Here is a 16431-nt window from a genome sequence, read left to right on the forward strand (position 1 = left end):
GGACGGTCGGCGGGCCGCGCCTGGTCCGGCCGGCCAGCCGGACCAGGCATACCGCTTCCGCGGAACCACACAACAATACCAAAACTCAAACAGACAATTCCGGGGCTTCGCAGAGCGAAGAACCCGGAACCCACGACTGGGCGAGCGGTTCGCAACCCGACGTCGAATATCTCACCCAGTCGTGGGTTCCGGGTTCTTCGCTGCGCGAAGCCCCGGAATGACAACGGGTTTGCGCAGTACGTTCAAAGATTGCGCCGCTCGCCGCGGAGCGTCGCAAGCCCGATCCCGGCCGCATCGAAGCCGCCATCGACGGCCAGCACCTGGCCGGTGATATAGGTCGACCGATCCGAGCAGAGGAAGAAGATCGCCTCGGCCAGCTCCTCCTCCAGCCCGTAGCGGCCGAGCGGCACGGCATCGCGATAATCCGCCCGGATTTCCGGGCTGTGCACCGCCTTGGCCATCGCGGTCTCGACCGGCCCTGGCGCAACCGCGTTGACGCGGATGCCAAGGCCCGCGAGCTCGACCGCCTGCTGCTTGGTGAGATGCGCCAGCGCCGCCTTCGAGGTGCCGTAGGCGACCCGAAGCGTCGAGGCGCGCAGGCCCGAGATCGAGGTGATGTTGACGACGGCGCCGCCGCCATTGTCGGCCATCGCACGCGCCGCAAGCTGCGTCGCGAGGAACGGACCGGTGAGATTCACCGCCATCACCCGCTGCCACTCGTCATGGCTGGTTTCCAGCAGCGGTTTGAACACCGCCGTGCCGGCATTGTTAACGAGGGCATCGAGCCGCCCGAAGCGCTTGGCCATGCCGGCGAAGGCCGATTCGAGCTGCGCCGGCATCGCCACGTCGCAGGTCAGCACCAGCGTGCGCTCCGGCGTCGCGATCTCGGCCGCCGCCCGCTGGAGCCCGGCCCCGTCGATATCGAGCAGGCCGACCTGCCAGCCCTCGGCCAGGAAGCGCTTGGCGGTGGCAAGACCGATGCCGCGCGCGGCGCCGGTCACGAGGGCGGTCTTGATAACGGGATCGGTCATGGCATCTCGTCCGGTGGCATGTCGCTTCCGCACAGGCTATGCATGCCGGCAGCGTGGCCAACAAGCCGGGATTGCCGCTCGACAAACCCGCCGCGCTCCTGTATGGCCCCGCACTCAACTGAAAACAGCGAGCCGAAAGCCCGCGCTTCCGCGCGAATACGGCCATGGAGAGACCCATGAACATCATCGAACAGCTCGATGCCGAGCAGATTGCCAAACTGAGCGAAGGCAAGGCCATTCCCGCTTTCCAGCCCGGCGACACCGTGCAGGTCAACGTCAAGGTCAAGGAAGGCGAGCGCAGCCGCGTCCAGGCCTATGAAGGCGTCGTGATCGCCCGCAACGGCGGCGGCCTCAACCAGAGCTTCACCGTCCGCAAGATTTCCTATGGCGAGGGCGTCGAGCGCGTCTTCCCGCTGTTCTCGCCGAACCTCGACTCGATCAAGGTCATCCGCAAGGGCAAGGTGCGTCGCGCCAAGCTCTATTACCTGCGCGATCGTCGCGGCAAGTCGGCCCGTATCGCCGAGCGCGTCGATGCCAAGCCCGCCAAGGGCCAGAAGGGCGCCGGCAAGTAAGCCGAACCCTCAGCACGAGAAGTTTGAAACGCGGTCCTTCGGGGCCGCGTTTTTTGTGCCGTCAGCCGAGCGATTTCATTCCAAAAACGCATATCAAATAAGCAATTCATACCTTGATATGCAATCAAGGCACATGTAAGTATGCCAATCATTAGCATGCTATCTATGTTGGTGCTATGGACCTCATTCAGCTTCAGGCCGCGTTCACCGGCGAGCTTGCCGCCGTCAACCGCAAGCTGAGAACGCTCGTCGACGACCGTGCGCGCGACATGGGCCTGACCCTGTCGCGGGCGCGCCTGCTGATGGAACTCGCCAAGGCGGACGGCCCAATCCAGTCCGATCTCGCCGGCCTGCTCGACATCGAACAGCCAACGCTGGTCCGGCTCCTCGACGGGCTGGAGCGCAACGGCATGATCGAACGCCGCGCCGTCGAGGGCGACCGGCGCGCCCGCCGCGTCTTCCTGACCGAGACCGCTCGCGCCCAGGCGCAGGACATCCTCGATTTCCTCGCCGAACTGCGCGCCGGCATCCTGCAGGGCATATCGCCGGAAGAGCTGGAAACGGCGCTTGACGTCCTGCGCCGCACCTCGCGCAATATCGCGGCAGGCCGGAGCGCCGCCCCGTGAGCACGTCCGAACCATCCGCCGCGCCTGTCGCACCGCCTCCCCCGGCCGGGCTGACGATGCCGCGCTCGCGCGCGCTGGCCTATATGCTGGCCTCGGTGACGCTGGCGATGACGCAGCAGATCGGCGCGAACCTCGTCAACACCAATGTCTACCAGATTCAGGGCGAGCTCGGCGCCACCATCGCCGAGACCAACTGGCTGATCGCCGCCTATATGGCGCCGAACGTCTCGCTCTCGATCGCCCTGATCAAGATCCGGATGCAGTACGGCCTGCGCAATTTCGCCGAGATGAGCCTCGCCGGCTTCGTGCTCGCCGCGTTCCTGAACCTCACCGTCGTGCACGACCTGCCCTCGGCCGTAATCGTGCGGTTCATGAGCGGCATGGCGGCGGCGCCGATGTCCTCGCTGGCCTTCTTCTACATGATCGAGCCGTTGCCGCCGCAAAAGAAGCTCACCGTCGGCCTCTCGCTGGCGCTGACCAACACGACGCTCGGCATCCCCGTGACGCGCCTGATCTCGCCCTGGCTGCTCGATCTCGGCGGCTTCCACGGCCTGACCCTGTTCGAGATGGGCCTCGCCATGGTCGCCTTCGGCTTCGTCTATGCGCTGCCCCTGACCACGCCGCCGCGCGTCAAATGCATCGGCCCGCGCGATATCGTCAGCTACATCCTGATCGCGATCGGCTTCGGCTCGATCGCCGTCGCGCTCAGCCTCGGCCGCATCTACTGGTGGTTCGAGGCGCCCTGGCTGGGCTGGCTCCTCGCCTGCGCCGTCATCTGCCTGACGCTGGCGGTGATCGCCGAACTCCACCGCGACAGTCCGCTCATCGACATCCGCTGGCTGACCAGCCCAACGACGCTGCATTTCGCCGGCGCCCTGCTGCTGATGCGCATCGTGCTGGCCGAGCAGACCGTCGGCGCCTCCAATTTCTTCCAGGCGCTCGGCATCCAGAACGAGCAGACCCTGTCGCTCTACGGCGTGATTCTCTGCGCGATTCTCGCCGGCGGCGTCACCTGCGCGCTGCTGCTGCGGCCGGGCCGGGAAAACTGGTTCTACGGCACGGCCCTCGCCTGCGTCGCGCTCGGCGCCTGGCTCGACAGCGGCGCCACCAGCCAAACGAGGCCGCACGATATCTGGCTGAGCCAGGCGCTGGTCGCCTATGGCTCCGGGCTCTTCCTGCCCGCCGCCATGGCGCAAGGCATGGGCAGCGCCATCGCGCGCGGCCCGCTCTACATCCTCAGCTTCATCACGGTGTTCCTGTTCACGCAGAGCATCGGCGGCCTGCTCGGCTCGGCCATCTTCGGAACCTTCATCACCTTGCGCACCACGTTCCACTTCAACGTGCTGGCCGAGCATTTCGTCCTGTCCGACCCGTTCTTCGCCCAGCGCGTCAACCAGTTTGGCGGAATCTATAGCCATGTCCTGACCGACCCGACGCTGCTGCGGGCGGAAGGCGTAACGCTGCTCACCCAGCGAGCCTCTCAGGAGGCCATCGTCCTCGCCTATAACGACGCCTTCATGCTGATTTCCGCGATCGCCGGCCTCGCGCTTGCCGGCCTGCTCGCGCACCTCGCCTATCTGCAATTGCGCAAGCCCGCAGCCCCCGTCGCCCAACCCGCTCCCTGACCGCCATGTCCCGCATCCTCCGCTCCGTCTCGACCTATGTCGCGCTCGCCATCGGCCTCGTCGGCCTCGGCATCATCCTCTACGCCTGGCGGCTGCCGCCCTTCGCCAGCGCCGTCGAGATAACCGAGAACGCCTATGTGCGCGGGCAGGTCACGATCATCGCGCCGCAGCTCGCCGGCTATGTCGCCGAGGTCCCAGTGCAGGATTTCGCCACGGTGAAGAAAGGCGACCTGCTGCTGCGCATCGACGACCGCATCTTCGCCCAGAAGCTGGAGCAGGCCCGCGCCGGCCTCGCCGCCCAGCGCGCCGCGCTCGCCAATTCGGATCAATCGCGTGCGGCCGCAGAAGCGCGGCTGCGCGCCGCCGTCGCCAACGTCGCCAGTGCCGAGGCGGCCTTGCGCACGGCCGAGGCGAACTGGGGCCGCATCGAGCCATTGCGCGAGCGCGGCGTCGTCAGCCAGACCTCGACCGATCAGAGCCAGCAGGCGCTCGACCAGGCCCGCGCCTCCATCACCGCGACCAATGCCGCCGTCGATGTCGCCCGGCAGGACGTCCAGACCGCGATCGTCAACCGCCAGTCGCTGGTTGCCGCGGTCGAGGGCGCCGAGGCCGCGGTCCATCTCGCCGAGATCGACCTGAGCAACACCCGCATCACCGCCCCGCAGGACGGGCGGCTGGGCGAGGTCCAGGCCCGGCTCGGGCAGTACGTCTCGGCCGGCACGCAATTGATGGCGCTGGTGCCGAACCAGGTCTGGGTCATCGCCAATTTCAAGGAAACGCAGCTTGCCGGCATGCGCACCGGCCAGCCGGTGAGCTTCACCGTCGATGCCCTGCGCCATGCCCGCATGACCGGGACGATCGAGCGCTTCTCGCCGGCAGCCGGCTCCGAGTTCAGCGTGATCCGGCCGGACAACGCCACCGGCAACTTCATCAAGATCGCCCAGCGCGTGCCGGTGCGCATCGCCGTCGATCCCGGCCAGCCCCTCGCCGAGCGGCTGGCGCCCGGCATGTCCGTTGTCGTCAGCGTCGACACCTCTGCGCCGCGCTGATGGCGCGGCTGCAACGGCATCGATTGTCCCGCTTGATTGGAACTGCTAAACAGTAGCCATGTCGCCGTGTGAGCATCATTTGCAGCGCTTCAGCGCCGTGCAGGGAGAGGGCCATCTGCCGCCCCTGCCGACGACGCAGGATTTTGCCGCGCTGCATGACCATGCCCGCTTGCCCTGGCGCTTCTTCGGCCGCTTCACCGCTTCGATTGCCGCAGGCCTTACCGGCGCCTGAGACCGGCCGCCTCCGTGCGGCCGGCGACAGGCGATCCGTTTTTGCGCGCCGGCTCCAGCGAACTGGCGCATAGTCTCACAAGCAGATTTCAGAAGACCGAGACCAAGCCATGACTGCGACCAAGGGTCCCCAGACGCTTTATGACAAGATTTTCGACGACCATGTCGTCGACCGGCAGGATGACGGCACCTGCCTGCTCTATATCGACCGCCACCTCGTCCATGAGGTGACGAGCCCGCAGGCCTTCGAGGGCCTGCGCATGACCGGCCGCAAGGTCCGCGCGCCCGAAAAGACGCTCGCCGTCGTCGACCACAACATCCCGACGACCGACCGCACCAAGGGCATCGCCGAAGAGGAAAGCCGCATCCAGGTCGAGGCGCTCGCCAAGAACGCCCGCGACTTCGGCGTCGAGTATTTCAACGAGCTCGACAAGCGCCAGGGCATCGTCCACATCGTCGGCCCCGAACAGGGCTTCACCCTGCCCGGCACCACGATCGTCTGCGGTGACAGCCACACCTCGACGCATGGCGCCTTCGGTGCGCTCGCCCACGGCATCGGTACCTCGGAGGTCGAGCATGTGCTCGCCACCCAGACGCTGATCCAGAAGAAGGCGATGAACATGCTCGTCCAGGTGGACGGCACGCCAGCTCCCGGCGTCGGCGCCAAGGACATCACGCTTGCGATCATCGGCGAGATCGGCACCGCCGGCGGCACCGGCTCGGTCATCGAATATGCCGGCGAGGCCATCCGCGGCCTGACCATGGAAGGCCGCATGACAGTCTGCAACATGTCGATCGAGGGCGGCGCCCGCGCCGGCATGGTCGCGCCGGACGAGAAGTCCTTCGCCTATCTGAAGGGCCGCCCGAAGGCGCCGCAGGGCGCCGCCTGGGACGCCGCCGTCCGCTACTGGGAGACGCTGCGCAGCGACGAAGGCGCGCATTTCGACCGCATCGTCCGGCTCGACGCCGCCAACCTGCCGCCGATCGTCTCCTGGGGCACGAGCCCCGAGGACGTGATCTCGGTCACCGGCGCCGTTCCGGATCCGGAGCTGATTGCCGACGAGGTCAAGCGCGCCTCGAAGAAGCGTGCGCTCGAATACATGGGCCTGACCGCCGGCACCAAGATCACCGACATCCCGCTCGACGTGATCTGGATCGGCTCCTGCACCAATGGCCGCATCGAGGACCTGCGCACCGTCGCGAAGATCGTCGAGGGCAAGAAGCTCCATGAGAGCCTCGACTACGGCATGATCGTTCCCGGCTCCGGCCTGGTGAAGGAGCAGGCCGAGGCCGAAGGTCTCGACAAGATCTTCATCGCCGCCGGCTTCGAGTGGCGCGAGCCCGGCTGCTCGATGTGCCTCGGCATGAACCCCGACCAGCTCAAGCCCGGCCAGCGCGCCGCCTCGACCTCGAACCGCAATTTCGAGGGCCGTCAGGGCTATCGCGGCCGCACCCACCTCGTCTCGCCGGCCATGGCGGCGGCGGCGGCCCTCACCGGCCGCTTCGTCGACGTCCGCACGCTGGGCTGACGCGGGCAGGCGGGGAACTGACCATGTCGAACGATCCCCGCGAAGCTGGCCGCGCCGCCGAATCCAAGGCGGCGCTGGACCGGGTCAAGCGCGACAGCGAAAGCCTGCTCGGCTCCTCCATGGGCCGGGCGGCCGATCACTTCTCGGGCGCCGATGCGCCCGAGGGCGACAAGGTCGAGCTCTGGGGCCGGCGCATCGGCCGTTCCCTCTCGCTCCTCGGCGTCATCGTGCTGGCCTGGTGGCTCGGCTACCAACTGAAAATCTGGTGATGGGCAAGGCCGTGGACGCCAGGGTCACGACAACAGCAGAGCTCGACTGGGACGGCGTTAAGGCGCCGTCGCAGGCAGCGTTCGAGGTTCTGGCGCAGGCCGCCTTCGACCGCCTGCCGGAGGAATTCCGCGCGCTCTGCTCGGACGTGATCTTCAACGTCACCGAGTTTCCCGAGGACGACGTGCTGAAGGAGCTGGAGGCGGAGAGCCCGTTCGACCTGCTCGGCCTGTTCAGCGGTGTCGGCCTGCCGCAGCAGGGCTATGCTCCGCAGACCGGCCAGATGCCCAACACCATCCACCTCTATCGCCGGCCGATCCTCGACTACTGGGCCGAGCATGACGAGAGTCTGGGCGCCATCGTCACCCATGTCATGGTCCACGAGATCGGCCACCATTTCGGCTTCTCCGACGAGGACATGGAAGCCATCGAACAGGCAGCCGGGTAGCGATGCAGGGAACGGAGAAACTCTGGTACTGGCGACGCCACCTTGCGATCGGGCTGGATCTCCTGCCCTTCGCGCTGATCCTGGTCTTGCTGACTGTACTGTTCTTCGGCAGCAACAGCGACAGGGTTCGTCTGGATGGCTTCGGCTTAAGCGTATCGCGTTGTGGCCCCGGGAAGGTGGATCAGAGCGTGCTCGATGCGGGCAACGCCATGATGAGCGGCGTTGCCTGGAATCAAGCAGCGTTCTGCGACATCAGTGCTTTCGGCATTTCCTCAAATCGGATCGTGCGTCTCGCTCGTGTCGAGAAGGGCGCCGACAACATCACACGCACGGTCTTCGTCACGGTGCCGGTCGATGACGGGGGCAGATCCGTCAGCCCCTTTTATCTCGATTGGCTCGGTTACCTCGCTTTCGTTGTTGCCATCGCCTGCTTCCAGGCATCGCGCTGGCAGGCAACTCCGGCGATGCGCCTGCTTCGGATTCGCCTGGTCGCGGATAGCGGCGAACCCGCAGGCGTGAAGCGAAGCCTTTTGCGTTTGATCTACGCCGCCTTGCTCGGCCTTGCGGTTATCGCCGTGCTTTCAGGGCCTCTCTGGCTGGTCATCGCATATGGATACAGCCCCTGGCTGATGTTCCCGGCCCTGCTGATCGCGCTGACGCTCTATCTGTCTTGGTGGCGCCCCTTCGCTCTCAAGCTCTCGCTGCCGCGAGCACCGCTTCACGACATCTGGGCCGGAACCCGCATCATCCGGGTCTCCTCGCCTTCCGTCTGAATTTTTTCAATATCGACAAGGAACCGCAGCATGCAGCCCTTCACCACCCTGACCTCGACGCCCGCCCCCATGAAGGTGGTCAATGTCGACACCGACATGATCATCCCCAAGCAGTACCTGAAGACGATCAAGCGCACGGGCCTCGGCACCGCGCTGTTCTCGGAGATGCGCTACAAGGACGACGGCTCGGAGAACCCCGATTTCGTGCTGAACCAGCCGGCCTATCGCAAGGCCGAGATCCTCGTCGCCGGCGACAATTTCGGCTGTGGCTCGTCGCGCGAGCACGCGCCCTGGGCGCTGCTCGATTTCGGCATCCGCTGCGTGATCTCCACCAGCTTCGCCGACATCTTCTACAATAACTGCTTCAAGAACGGCATCCTGCCGATCAAGGTCACGCCCGAACAGCTCGACATGCTGTTCGACGATGCCGAGCGCGGCTCCAACGCGACGCTGACGATCGACCTCGAGAAGCAGACGATCAAGGGCCCGGATGGCGGCGAGATCAAGTTCGAGATCGACCCGTTCCGCAAGCACTGCCTGCTCAACGGCCTCGACGATATCGGCCTGACCATGGAGAAGGGCACGAAGATCGACGCTTACGAGGAAAAGCTGAAGCAGCGCGCCTGGGCTTGAGAGCATCCTCCCGGACGCCGCTCTGCAAAGCGGCAGACACAGAAAAGGGCCGCATCCGCGGCCCTTTTTCCTATCCGGGAACCGGCCGCCTCAGCCTCGCCGGGATGCGTTCAGCGCGACCGCAGCCTCGATCAGCGCCTTGAAGGCATCCTCGTCCACCACTTCGCCCTCGCGGATATCGATGGCGCGGCGGGCATTGCCCTCCAGGCTGGCGTTGAACAGGCCGGCCGGATCGGCCAGCAAGGCGCCCTTCATGAAGGTCAGCTTGACCACGCTCTTGTAGGTCTCGCCGGTGCAGATGATGCCGCCATGGGACCAGACCGGCACGCCGCGCCACTTCACCTCCTCGACCACGTCGGGATCGGCCTCACGGATCAGCGCGCGCATCCGTGCCAGCGTCGCACCACGCCAGTCGGTGAGCGCGGCGATCTTCGCGTCGATGAGCGCGGCGATCTTCGCGTCGATGAGCGCGGAAGCCGCCGGGTCCTGAACCTCGTCCTTCGCCATGATATACGGGCCCCTTCCGATGTTCACTTCGGCAGCGTGAGCAGAACTAACCTTGTCATTCCGGGGCGCGCCGAAGGCGCGAACCCGGAAGCCACGACCGGGTGAGACATCCGATGCCTCTTCTCAGCTCGCTCGCCCAGTCGTGGGTTCCGGGTTCTTCGCTACGCGAAGCCCCGGAATGACAATCGTGTCGCCAGAGTCCAACAGCCGAACCTAAACCACGACCGTGATCGCCTCGGCCGCGCGCGTCAGGCCGGTATAAAGCCAGCGTGCCCGATGCTCGCGAAAGGCGAAGCTCTCGTCGAAGAGCACGACATCGTCCCATTGCGAGCCCTGCGACTTATGCACGGTCAGGGCATAGCCGAAGGTGAACTCGTCGGTATGCTTGCGCAGCTCCCACGGCACCTCCTCCTCGGTGCCATCGAAGAAGTTCGGCAGCACGGAGACCTTCACCGCCTTGCCGCCGGCATCGTCCTCCGGCGTGACGCGCATGGTGATCAACCCCTTCTTCGAGGTCTTGATCTCCTGCACGATCCAGGAGCCGCCATTGAGCAGGCCCTTGCTCTTGTCGTTGCGCAGGCAGACCAGTTTCTCGCCGGCGACGGGGCTGTTGTCGGTGCGGCCCATCAGCTGGCGGATGCGGGCATTGTAGTTGCGCCGCGTCTTGTTCATGCCGACCAGCACCTGATCGGCACCCATGACGATCTCGGGATTGATCTCATGGCGCCGGATCACGCGGCTCGGGCCGTATTCGCCGAGTTCGAGCTGCCCGCCCTCGCGCACGATCATCGACATCCGCACGATCGGGTTGTCCGCCGCCTGCCGGTGCACCTCGGTCAGCATGACATCGGGCTCCTGCTCGGTGAAGAAGCCGCCGCCCTTGACCGGAGGCAACTGCGCGGGGTCGCCCAGCACCAGCACCGGCGTGCCGAAGGACAGCAGGTCGCGACCCAGCTCCTCGTCGACCATCGAGCACTCGTCGATGATGATCAGCTTCGCCTTGGCTGCGGCGCTGTCGCGGTTGAGCGCGAAGATCGGGCTTTCCTCGTCGACGCCGCGGGAGCGATAGATCAGCGAATGGATCGTCTGCGCGCCATGGCAGCCCTTGTTGCGCAGCACGAGCGCAGCCTTGCCGGTATAGGCGGCGAAGACGACGTCACCATCGACCGCCTCGGCGATATGGCGCGCGAGCGTCGTCTTGCCGGTGCCGGCATAGCCGAACATGCGGAAAAGCTGCGGCTCGCCGGATTGCAGCCAGCGCGCCACGGCGGTCAAAGCCATATCCTGCTGGGGCGACCAGCTCATCGCGGGACCATCGTCGAAAAGGGCATGGCGCAGATGGGGCCGAGTCGGCCCGCGAGGCAAGCCCGGCGATGCCGGAACCGCTCAGGCGGCGCGCAATCGCCTGACGAAGGCCTCGGCTTCGGCCTGCAGAGCGTTGATCCGCTGATCGAGCTCGCGCGCGCTCTCCGCCCCTGTATCGGCCTGGCCGACGGTCTGGAGATTGGCGGCGGCGATCTCGCCCATCGCCAGCGCCGCCGTGCCGGTCACGTCCGAAATGCGCGCCACCGTCTCGCCGAGCGAGCCCAGCAACTCGACATGCGACCCGACCATGCTCGCGATCTCGGTGCCGGTCTGCTCGACAGCCGCGACGCTGGCGCCGATCGCGGACACCGCGTCGGCCGCGTGGGACAAGGCCTCGTCGGCCTGCGCGATCCGGCTGACGATTCGCCCGGCCGCGTCCGACGCCTGATTGGCGAGCGTCTTCACCTCGGCGGCGACCACCGCGAAGCCGCGGCCATGGGTGCCGGCACGTGCAGCCTCGATCGTCGCATTGAGCGCGAGCAGGTTGGTCTGGCGCGCGACCGCATCGATGATGCCCACGACATCGCGGATCTGCGCGGCGTTCTCGGTCAAGCGCGTCACCAGCGCATGGGTACCAGCAGCCTCGCGGGTCGCGTCGGTCGCCATTTCCGACACGCGCCGGACCTCGGCATTGATCTGGCCGAGGACGAAATCCAGCCGCAGCGCCGCCTCGCTGGAGCGCCGCGCATCGATCCCCGCGCCATCGACGGAAGCCGCCGCCGTCTCGGTGCTCCGGGAGATCTGGTGCACGCGAACCGCGGCATCCTGCAGCGCCATGCGCAGCACCTCGCTCGCCCGGCCGATCTCGCCGAGCAGCACGCCGAGCCGCGCCTCGAATTCGTCGGCGATCCCGGCAAGCTCGGCATTGCGGAGCTGTTCGAGACGCCGCGCGTCATCGGCTTCGCTCTCGCGCGTCACCAGCGTCGCCCTGATCTCGCTGAGCTGGCGCACGACGCGGGCAAGTTGGCCGATCTCGTCGGCCCGCTCGCGATGCGGCACGTCGATCACCTGGTCCGACGCCACGGCCTGCCGGATCGCCCCCATCAGGTTGCGCAAGGGACGCGTCAACTGACTGCGTAGCATCAGGAGCGCGAGAAGCCCGCCTCCCAGTGGCAGAAGGACCGCGAAGAGAAGCGTCCGGAAGCGGACCGCCTCGGCCCGTGCGGCGGCGCGCAGGGACGCATCGCTGGCCCGCTTCGCGAGCTGGTCGCGCAGCGCGGCCGTCGTCGCGACGATCTCGTCGACATTGGCGCGCGCGTCCTCGGCGCCTGCCTCCAGCAGGGCAGCCTTGGCCGAGACGCGCTGGCCGATATCGACGATGCCATGCTGGAAGGCGATGAAGGTCTTGATCCGCGCATCGAGCGTCGGATTGGCCTCAAGCAGGTTCTTCGGCAGGGCGGAGATCAGGTGAGCGCGTGCCGCATCGACCAGATCGATGGCGGCATCGAGCTTGCCGAGCATCGCCTCGATATCCCGGGGAGCGCTATCCGCCTCGACCCGGCTGAGCAGCGCGGTGGCCGCGATCCGGCTGGACAGAAGCGAGGCACTGCCGGCGAGGCGGATATCCGAGAAGGCGCCGGCATCGATACGCCGCGCCTCGTCGAAACCGCGCAAGGCGCTGGCGAGGCCGAGCGCCCCGGCGAGGCCCAGGAGCGCGAAGAAAATCATGATCTTCGCCGTCAGTCCCAGTCGCCGCATCGTAGCCTCGGTCTCGTAGTCCCCGCTCCTTTGACAGAGGCGAGCGAACAGGGAGTTAACGCGAAGCAGGATGACGCAACGATATCAATATCTTAGCCGGATACACAATCATTGCCCGAACCACCGCGCGAGGCCTGCTCAGGCGAGATTGCGAGGGATCGCGGGCCGGCCTAGCTTCACGCCATGAGACGCCGCGCCAAACGAATCCTCCTGCTCTGCCTGGGCCTTGCCTTCATCGGCTATGCCGCCTTCGTGCTGTCGCCCTGGCCCTCGGCCCTGCTGACGCGCCTCGCCTTCAGCTATGGCGCATCGAAGACCACGGCCGCGCTCGCCCCGCATGTCCCGGCCGGCATCCGCGAGCAGCGCAACATCGCTTACGGCAGTGCCGAGGACGAGAAGCTCGACATCTATCTTCCGGCTGACGGCGCCAAGCCGGGCCGCCCGGTCGTCGTCTGGATCCATGGCGGCGCCTTCGTAGCCGGCGACCGGCAGGATGTGGCGCCCTATCTCAAGATTCTGGCCGGGCGCGGCTTCGCGACCGTCGCCATCGGCTATACGCGTGCGCCAACCGCTCCCTACCCCGGCCCCGTGCTCCAGGCGAACGCCGCGCTCGGCTTCCTGCAGCGCGAAGGCCAGCGCCTCGGCCTCGACCCCACGCGCATCGTGCTGGCCGGCGATTCGGCCGGTGCGCATATCGCCTCCCAGCTCGCCGCTGCCTTGACGGGGAAGGACTATGCCGAGCTGCTCGGCCTGAAGCCGGCTGTCGCGCCCGCAAGCCTGCGCGGCACCGTCCTGTTCTCCGGCGCCTTCGACCCGACGGGCTTCGACTTGACCGGCCCCTTCGGCGGCTTCGTCCGCTCCGTGCTCCTGGCCTATTTCGGCACTTCGAATCCCTTCGACAGCGAACGCATCACGGAAGCCGCGGTGCCGCGCTATGTCACGGAAGCCTACCCCCCGAGTTTCATCTCGGTCGGCAACGGCGATGCACTTGCACCGCAATCCGTGGTGATGGCGCAGGCCCTGCGCGATCGCGGCGTCAGGGTCGACACCCTGTTCTTCCCGCCCGAGACCGAGCCGAAGCTGCCGCATGAATACCAGTTCGATCTCGGCCGCCCGGAAGGGAAGCAGGCGCTGGAGCGGCTGACGGCCTTCCTGAATGGCCTCTCGCGCTGACCGCCGCCTGCGCGGTCACAATACCAGCCTGAGCAGCGGCCGACCCGGCTTCTGCCGGGCGACCTCGGCGAAGCCCGCGCGCAGGAAAACGCTTTCCGGCCCGACATAGAGGCCCTCGGCGCTGCGCTTGTCCTCGTTGTCCATGGCCGCGGCCTCAATCAACCTCGCGCCGCTCTTCCGGGCGAAGACCACCGCCCCGTCGAGCAGCGCGCCGGTAACGCCCTTGCCACGAAAGCCCCGGCGCACGAAGAAGCAGGACGCTGCCCAGTTGCCTTGATCCTCGGCCGGCGCATCCGGCAGCGGCGTCGAGGCGCGGCGTGGATTGTTCCATTCGGGGATGTCGGCGCGCGGGCCAACCTGCAGCCAGCCGACGGGCTTGCCCTCGGTATAGGCGAGCACGCCGGGCGGCGGCCCCTTCTTCACGCGATCCTCGAAGAGCTGCCGCGCGCCCTCACCGAGCAACGGCTTGCGCAAGCGCTGTGGCATGCGGAAATGGTTGCACCAGCAACCATAGCGCGGGCCTTGCGGGCCGAAGAGCTCCTCCAGATCGCCCCAGCGGTCCGGCGTCAGCGGCTCCACGACAAACCCCGTCTGGTCCATCCCCATCTCCCGATCCGCAGCAAGGCGGAGCATCTGGACAGGCCATCAAGATCGGCAGATCACTACGCGACACTGTCGGAGGCCAGCGCCATGTCGCTCGAAACCTATGCCGCCTATCTCCTCGCCTGCATCGTCATCATCATCGTTCCCGGGCCGACGGTTACGCTGATCGTCGCCAACAGCCTGAAGCACGGTACCCGCGCCGGCCTCCTCAACGTGGCAGGAACACAGTTCGGACTCGGCATCATGGTTCTCGTCGCCGGTATCGGGCTGAGTTCGGTCGTCGCGGCACTCGGCCACGGCTTCGAATGGCTGCGGCTGGCCGGCGCCGCCTACCTGATCTGGCTGGGCTGGAAGATGTTCCGCTCGGCCGGCGCCGATCTCGACGGCACAGCTCCGGCGAAGCCGCCGCGCGGCGGCTTCTTCCTGCAGGGCGCGCTGGTCGCCCTCAGCAACCCGAAGACGCTGCTGTTCTTCGGCGCCTTCTTCCCGCAGTTCCTCGATCCCGCGCGCGACCATGCCACCCAGATCGCGATCATGGGCGCGACCGCGCTGGTCTTCGCGGCGCTCAGCGACGGCGCCTATGCCCTACTCTCCGGCAAGGCCGGCCATCTGCTGTCCCGCAATCGCGTCCGGCTGCTATCGAAGCTCAGCGGCGGCTTCCTGGTCGGCGGCGGCCTCTGGCTCGCCTCGACGCGGGCGAACTGAGGCCGTCTGCCCTCACCAGGCGATCTTTTCGCCGGTATAGTCGCGGAAGCTGTTGGTTTCCGCCATGCCCGAGGCGTCTATGGTGCGGATCAGGCCATTGGCGCTCTCGGCCGGCGTGATGTCGGCGCCGCTGCCGCCCATATCGGTCTGGACCCAGCCGGGATGGAACAGCATCACGCTGACATCGCGCGCCCGCACGCTGTTGCCGAAGACGACCATGGCCATGTTCACCGCCGACTTGGACGAGCGGTAGATCAGCGCATTGCCGGGATTGGCGGCGATCGAGCCCATGCGGCTCGAGATCGTCGCGATCTTGCGGCCCTGTCCCGCCTCGACATTCGGCAGGAAGGCCTGCGCCACCCGGATCGGCGCGTAGACATTGACCTCGAAGACCTCGCGCCATTCGTCGAAATCGACCTCAAGCCCGCTCTGCCGGTCACGCGGCCCATAGAGGCCGGCATTGTTCAGGAGCACGTCGATCGGCTGCCCGGCCAGCGCCTCCCTGGCCGCCGCGACGCTGGCATCGGAGGTGACGTCGAGTTCGACCGGGGCCAGCGCCGCCGGATGCTCGGCCGCGAGTTCAGCCAGCGCCCCGCCCCAGGGGTTGCGCGCCGCCGCGACCACGCGGTCGCCCCGGCGCAGCAATTCGATGGTGATGGCAAGTCCGATGCCGCGATTGGCACCGGTGATCATCCAGGTCTGGGGCATGAGAGGTCTCCTTATCCTGCTGAAGAGCTTGCCGGGCGAAGAGGCTGAGGGGAACCACCAGACGCGCAAGTGCATCCTGCGGCTCCTGCAGAATCTGGATTTTGGCTTGCATGAATATGCAAATATCTCCATGTGAATATGCAAATTACCATATGTGATTGTTCACATGGGTTTCACATGGAGGCATCGATGCCGCTCTACATTCGGGACGACGATGTCGACGCCCTCGCCGGCCGTTTGCAGCGGATCACCGGGACGCGCACGAAGACCGAGGCGGTACGGCAGGCGCTGGAGCATGAGCTCGACCGACTCGAAGCGGCCCGCCCTCTGCGTCAGCGGCTCACCAAGAGCTTGGCCCTCGCCGATGCCATGGGCAGCGGGACAAGCGATTTCGACCTGAAATCCTTCACCGACGCCTTGTGGGGCGATGCATGATCTATCTGGACGCTTCGGCCATCGTCGCGATCCTCGGCCGCGAAAGCGATGCCGATGCGCTCGTTGCCCGCATCGAAACCGCCGAACGCCCGTTTCTGGTCTCGCCAACCGGCCTGTTCGAAGCGGCGATGGGGCTGGCCGCTAAAAAGGCTCGCGAAACCGGAAAGACGCTGGACGCGCACTTCATCGACTTGGCGCAACAGGCCGTCCAGCAATTCGTGGCGGATATTGCCGCCAACGAAATCGCCATCACTCCGGCAATCGGCGCGGCCGCTCTGGAAGCCGCCAAACGCTATAGCCGCGCCGTCGGCAGTGCAGCCGCGCTGAACTTCGGCGACTGCTTCGCCTATGCCTGCACCAGGGAGCATGGCGCCGCCCTGATCTACAAGGGCAACGACTTCATAGAGACCGATCTCGGCTGATACCGGCGCTACGCCAATATCAGCCGGATCC

21 protein-coding genes are annotated in these 16431 nt (G+C 66.6%); 15 read left to right on the plus strand and 6 right to left on the minus strand.

Annotated features, from left to right (window positions below; all coding sequences use genetic code 11):
• A partial coding sequence (locus WFK61_RS19275; RefSeq protein ID WP_336813705.1) for a hypothetical protein occupies window positions 1–221 on the plus strand: 221 nt, incomplete at its 5' end.
• A 21-nt stretch (window positions 222–242) separates the two neighbouring features.
• Here the strand turns inward: WFK61_RS19275 and WFK61_RS19280 are convergent.
• Window positions 243–1031 (minus strand): SDR family NAD(P)-dependent oxidoreductase, encoded by a 789-nt coding sequence (locus tag WFK61_RS19280; RefSeq protein ID WP_336813706.1) that lies wholly within the window; start codon window positions 1029–1031, stop codon window positions 243–245.
• A gap of 176 nt (window positions 1032–1207) precedes the next feature.
• Here WFK61_RS19280 and rplS point away from each other — a divergent pair, with 176 nt between their 5' ends.
• The 10 genes from rplS (at window position 1208) to leuD (ending at window position 8784) form a co-directional block, all read left to right on the plus strand.
• Entirely contained in the window at window positions 1208–1603 is a 396-nt protein-coding gene (gene rplS, locus WFK61_RS19285) for a 50S ribosomal protein L19 (protein ID WP_047575147.1), read from the plus strand.
• Between the two features lie 176 nt (window positions 1604–1779).
• Window positions 1780–2229 (plus strand): MarR family winged helix-turn-helix transcriptional regulator, encoded by a 450-nt coding sequence (locus WFK61_RS19290; RefSeq protein ID WP_336813707.1) that lies wholly within the window; start codon window positions 1780–1782, stop codon window positions 2227–2229.
• Window positions 2230–2285: 56 nt separating this feature from the next.
• The gene (locus tag WFK61_RS19295) at window positions 2286–3854 is read left to right on the plus strand and encodes an MFS transporter (RefSeq protein WP_442896339.1); all 1569 of its coding nucleotides are present in this window, start codon (window positions 2286–2288) and stop codon (window positions 3852–3854) included.
• A gap of 5 nt (window positions 3855–3859) precedes the next feature.
• Window positions 3860–4903, plus strand: a complete 1044-nt coding sequence (locus WFK61_RS19300) for an HlyD family secretion protein (RefSeq protein ID WP_336813709.1) — start codon at window positions 3860–3862, stop codon at window positions 4901–4903.
• Window positions 4904–4982: 79 nt separating this feature from the next.
• Entirely contained in the window at window positions 4983–5135 is a 153-nt protein-coding gene (locus WFK61_RS19305; protein WP_156134498.1) for a hypothetical protein, read from the plus strand.
• 109 nt (window positions 5136–5244) lie between these two features.
• Complete coding sequence (gene leuC / locus WFK61_RS19310) at window positions 5245–6663, plus strand: 3-isopropylmalate dehydratase large subunit (protein ID WP_336813710.1); 1419 nt, start codon at window positions 5245–5247, stop codon at window positions 6661–6663.
• Between the two features lie 23 nt (window positions 6664–6686).
• Window positions 6687–6932: a hypothetical protein gene (locus WFK61_RS19315; protein ID WP_336813711.1), complete on the plus strand. Its 246-nt coding sequence runs from the start codon at window positions 6687–6689 to the stop codon at window positions 6930–6932.
• Complete coding sequence (locus WFK61_RS19320) at window positions 6932–7378, plus strand: metallopeptidase family protein (protein ID WP_336813712.1); 447 nt, start codon at window positions 6932–6934, stop codon at window positions 7376–7378. The genes WFK61_RS19315 and WFK61_RS19320 overlap by 1 nt, the downstream gene beginning before the upstream one ends.
• 2 nt (window positions 7379–7380) lie before the next feature.
• Complete coding sequence (locus tag WFK61_RS19325) at window positions 7381–8151, plus strand: RDD family protein (RefSeq protein ID WP_336813713.1); 771 nt, start codon at window positions 7381–7383, stop codon at window positions 8149–8151.
• 30 nt (window positions 8152–8181) lie between these two features.
• Window positions 8182–8784 (plus strand): 3-isopropylmalate dehydratase small subunit, encoded by a 603-nt coding sequence (gene leuD / locus WFK61_RS19330; protein ID WP_336813714.1) that lies wholly within the window; start codon window positions 8182–8184, stop codon window positions 8782–8784.
• A 90-nt stretch (window positions 8785–8874) separates the two neighbouring features.
• Here the strand turns inward: leuD and WFK61_RS19335 are convergent, their stop codons facing one another.
• From WFK61_RS19335 to WFK61_RS19345, 3 genes are all read right to left on the minus strand, one after another.
• Window positions 8875–9291 carry a DUF1801 domain-containing protein gene (locus WFK61_RS19335; RefSeq protein ID WP_336813715.1) on the minus strand — a complete coding sequence of 139 codons (417 nt, stop codon included), beginning with the start codon at window positions 9289–9291 and terminating at the stop codon, window positions 8875–8877.
• A 213-nt stretch (window positions 9292–9504) separates the two neighbouring features.
• Window positions 9505–10596 carry an ATP-dependent DNA helicase gene (locus tag WFK61_RS19340; RefSeq protein ID WP_336813716.1) on the minus strand — a complete coding sequence of 364 codons (1092 nt, stop codon included), beginning with the start codon at window positions 10594–10596 and terminating at the stop codon, window positions 9505–9507.
• Between the two features lie 81 nt (window positions 10597–10677).
• A complete protein-coding gene (locus WFK61_RS19345; RefSeq protein ID WP_336813717.1) occupies window positions 10678–12324 on the minus strand; it encodes a methyl-accepting chemotaxis protein in 1647 nt (548 codons plus the stop codon).
• A gap of 213 nt (window positions 12325–12537) precedes the next feature.
• Here WFK61_RS19345 and WFK61_RS19350 point away from each other — a divergent pair, with 213 nt between their 5' ends.
• Complete coding sequence (locus WFK61_RS19350; protein ID WP_336813718.1) at window positions 12538–13527, plus strand: alpha/beta hydrolase; 990 nt, start codon at window positions 12538–12540, stop codon at window positions 13525–13527.
• A gap of 15 nt (window positions 13528–13542) precedes the next feature.
• On the opposite strand, the gene WFK61_RS19355 is transcribed toward WFK61_RS19350, so the two are convergent.
• Window positions 13543–14127, minus strand: coding sequence for a GNAT family N-acetyltransferase (locus WFK61_RS19355; protein ID WP_336813719.1), 585 nt, complete (start codon window positions 14125–14127; stop codon window positions 13543–13545).
• A gap of 90 nt (window positions 14128–14217) precedes the next feature.
• Between WFK61_RS19355 and WFK61_RS19360 the strand changes: the two genes are divergently transcribed.
• On the plus strand, window positions 14218–14835 hold the full coding sequence (locus tag WFK61_RS19360; protein WP_336813720.1) for a LysE family translocator: 618 nt from the start codon (window positions 14218–14220) through the stop codon (window positions 14833–14835).
• A 12-nt stretch (window positions 14836–14847) separates the two neighbouring features.
• On the opposite strand, the gene WFK61_RS19365 is transcribed toward WFK61_RS19360, so the two are convergent.
• Complete coding sequence (locus tag WFK61_RS19365; RefSeq protein ID WP_336813721.1) at window positions 14848–15543, minus strand: SDR family oxidoreductase; 696 nt, start codon at window positions 15541–15543, stop codon at window positions 14848–14850.
• Between the two features lie 189 nt (window positions 15544–15732).
• Between WFK61_RS19365 and WFK61_RS19370 the strand changes: the two genes are divergently transcribed.
• Window positions 15733–15978 (plus strand): type II toxin-antitoxin system VapB family antitoxin, encoded by a 246-nt coding sequence (locus WFK61_RS19370; protein ID WP_336813722.1) that lies wholly within the window; start codon window positions 15733–15735, stop codon window positions 15976–15978.
• Window positions 15975–16400: a type II toxin-antitoxin system VapC family toxin gene (locus WFK61_RS19375; protein WP_336813723.1), complete on the plus strand. Its 426-nt coding sequence runs from the start codon at window positions 15975–15977 to the stop codon at window positions 16398–16400. The genes WFK61_RS19370 and WFK61_RS19375 overlap by 4 nt, the downstream gene beginning before the upstream one ends.
• Window positions 16401–16431: the final 31 nt, after the last annotated feature.

The organism is Allobosea sp. MMO-172, assembly GCF_037147855.1.
Lineage (GTDB): Bacteria > Pseudomonadota > Alphaproteobacteria > Rhizobiales > Beijerinckiaceae > Allobosea.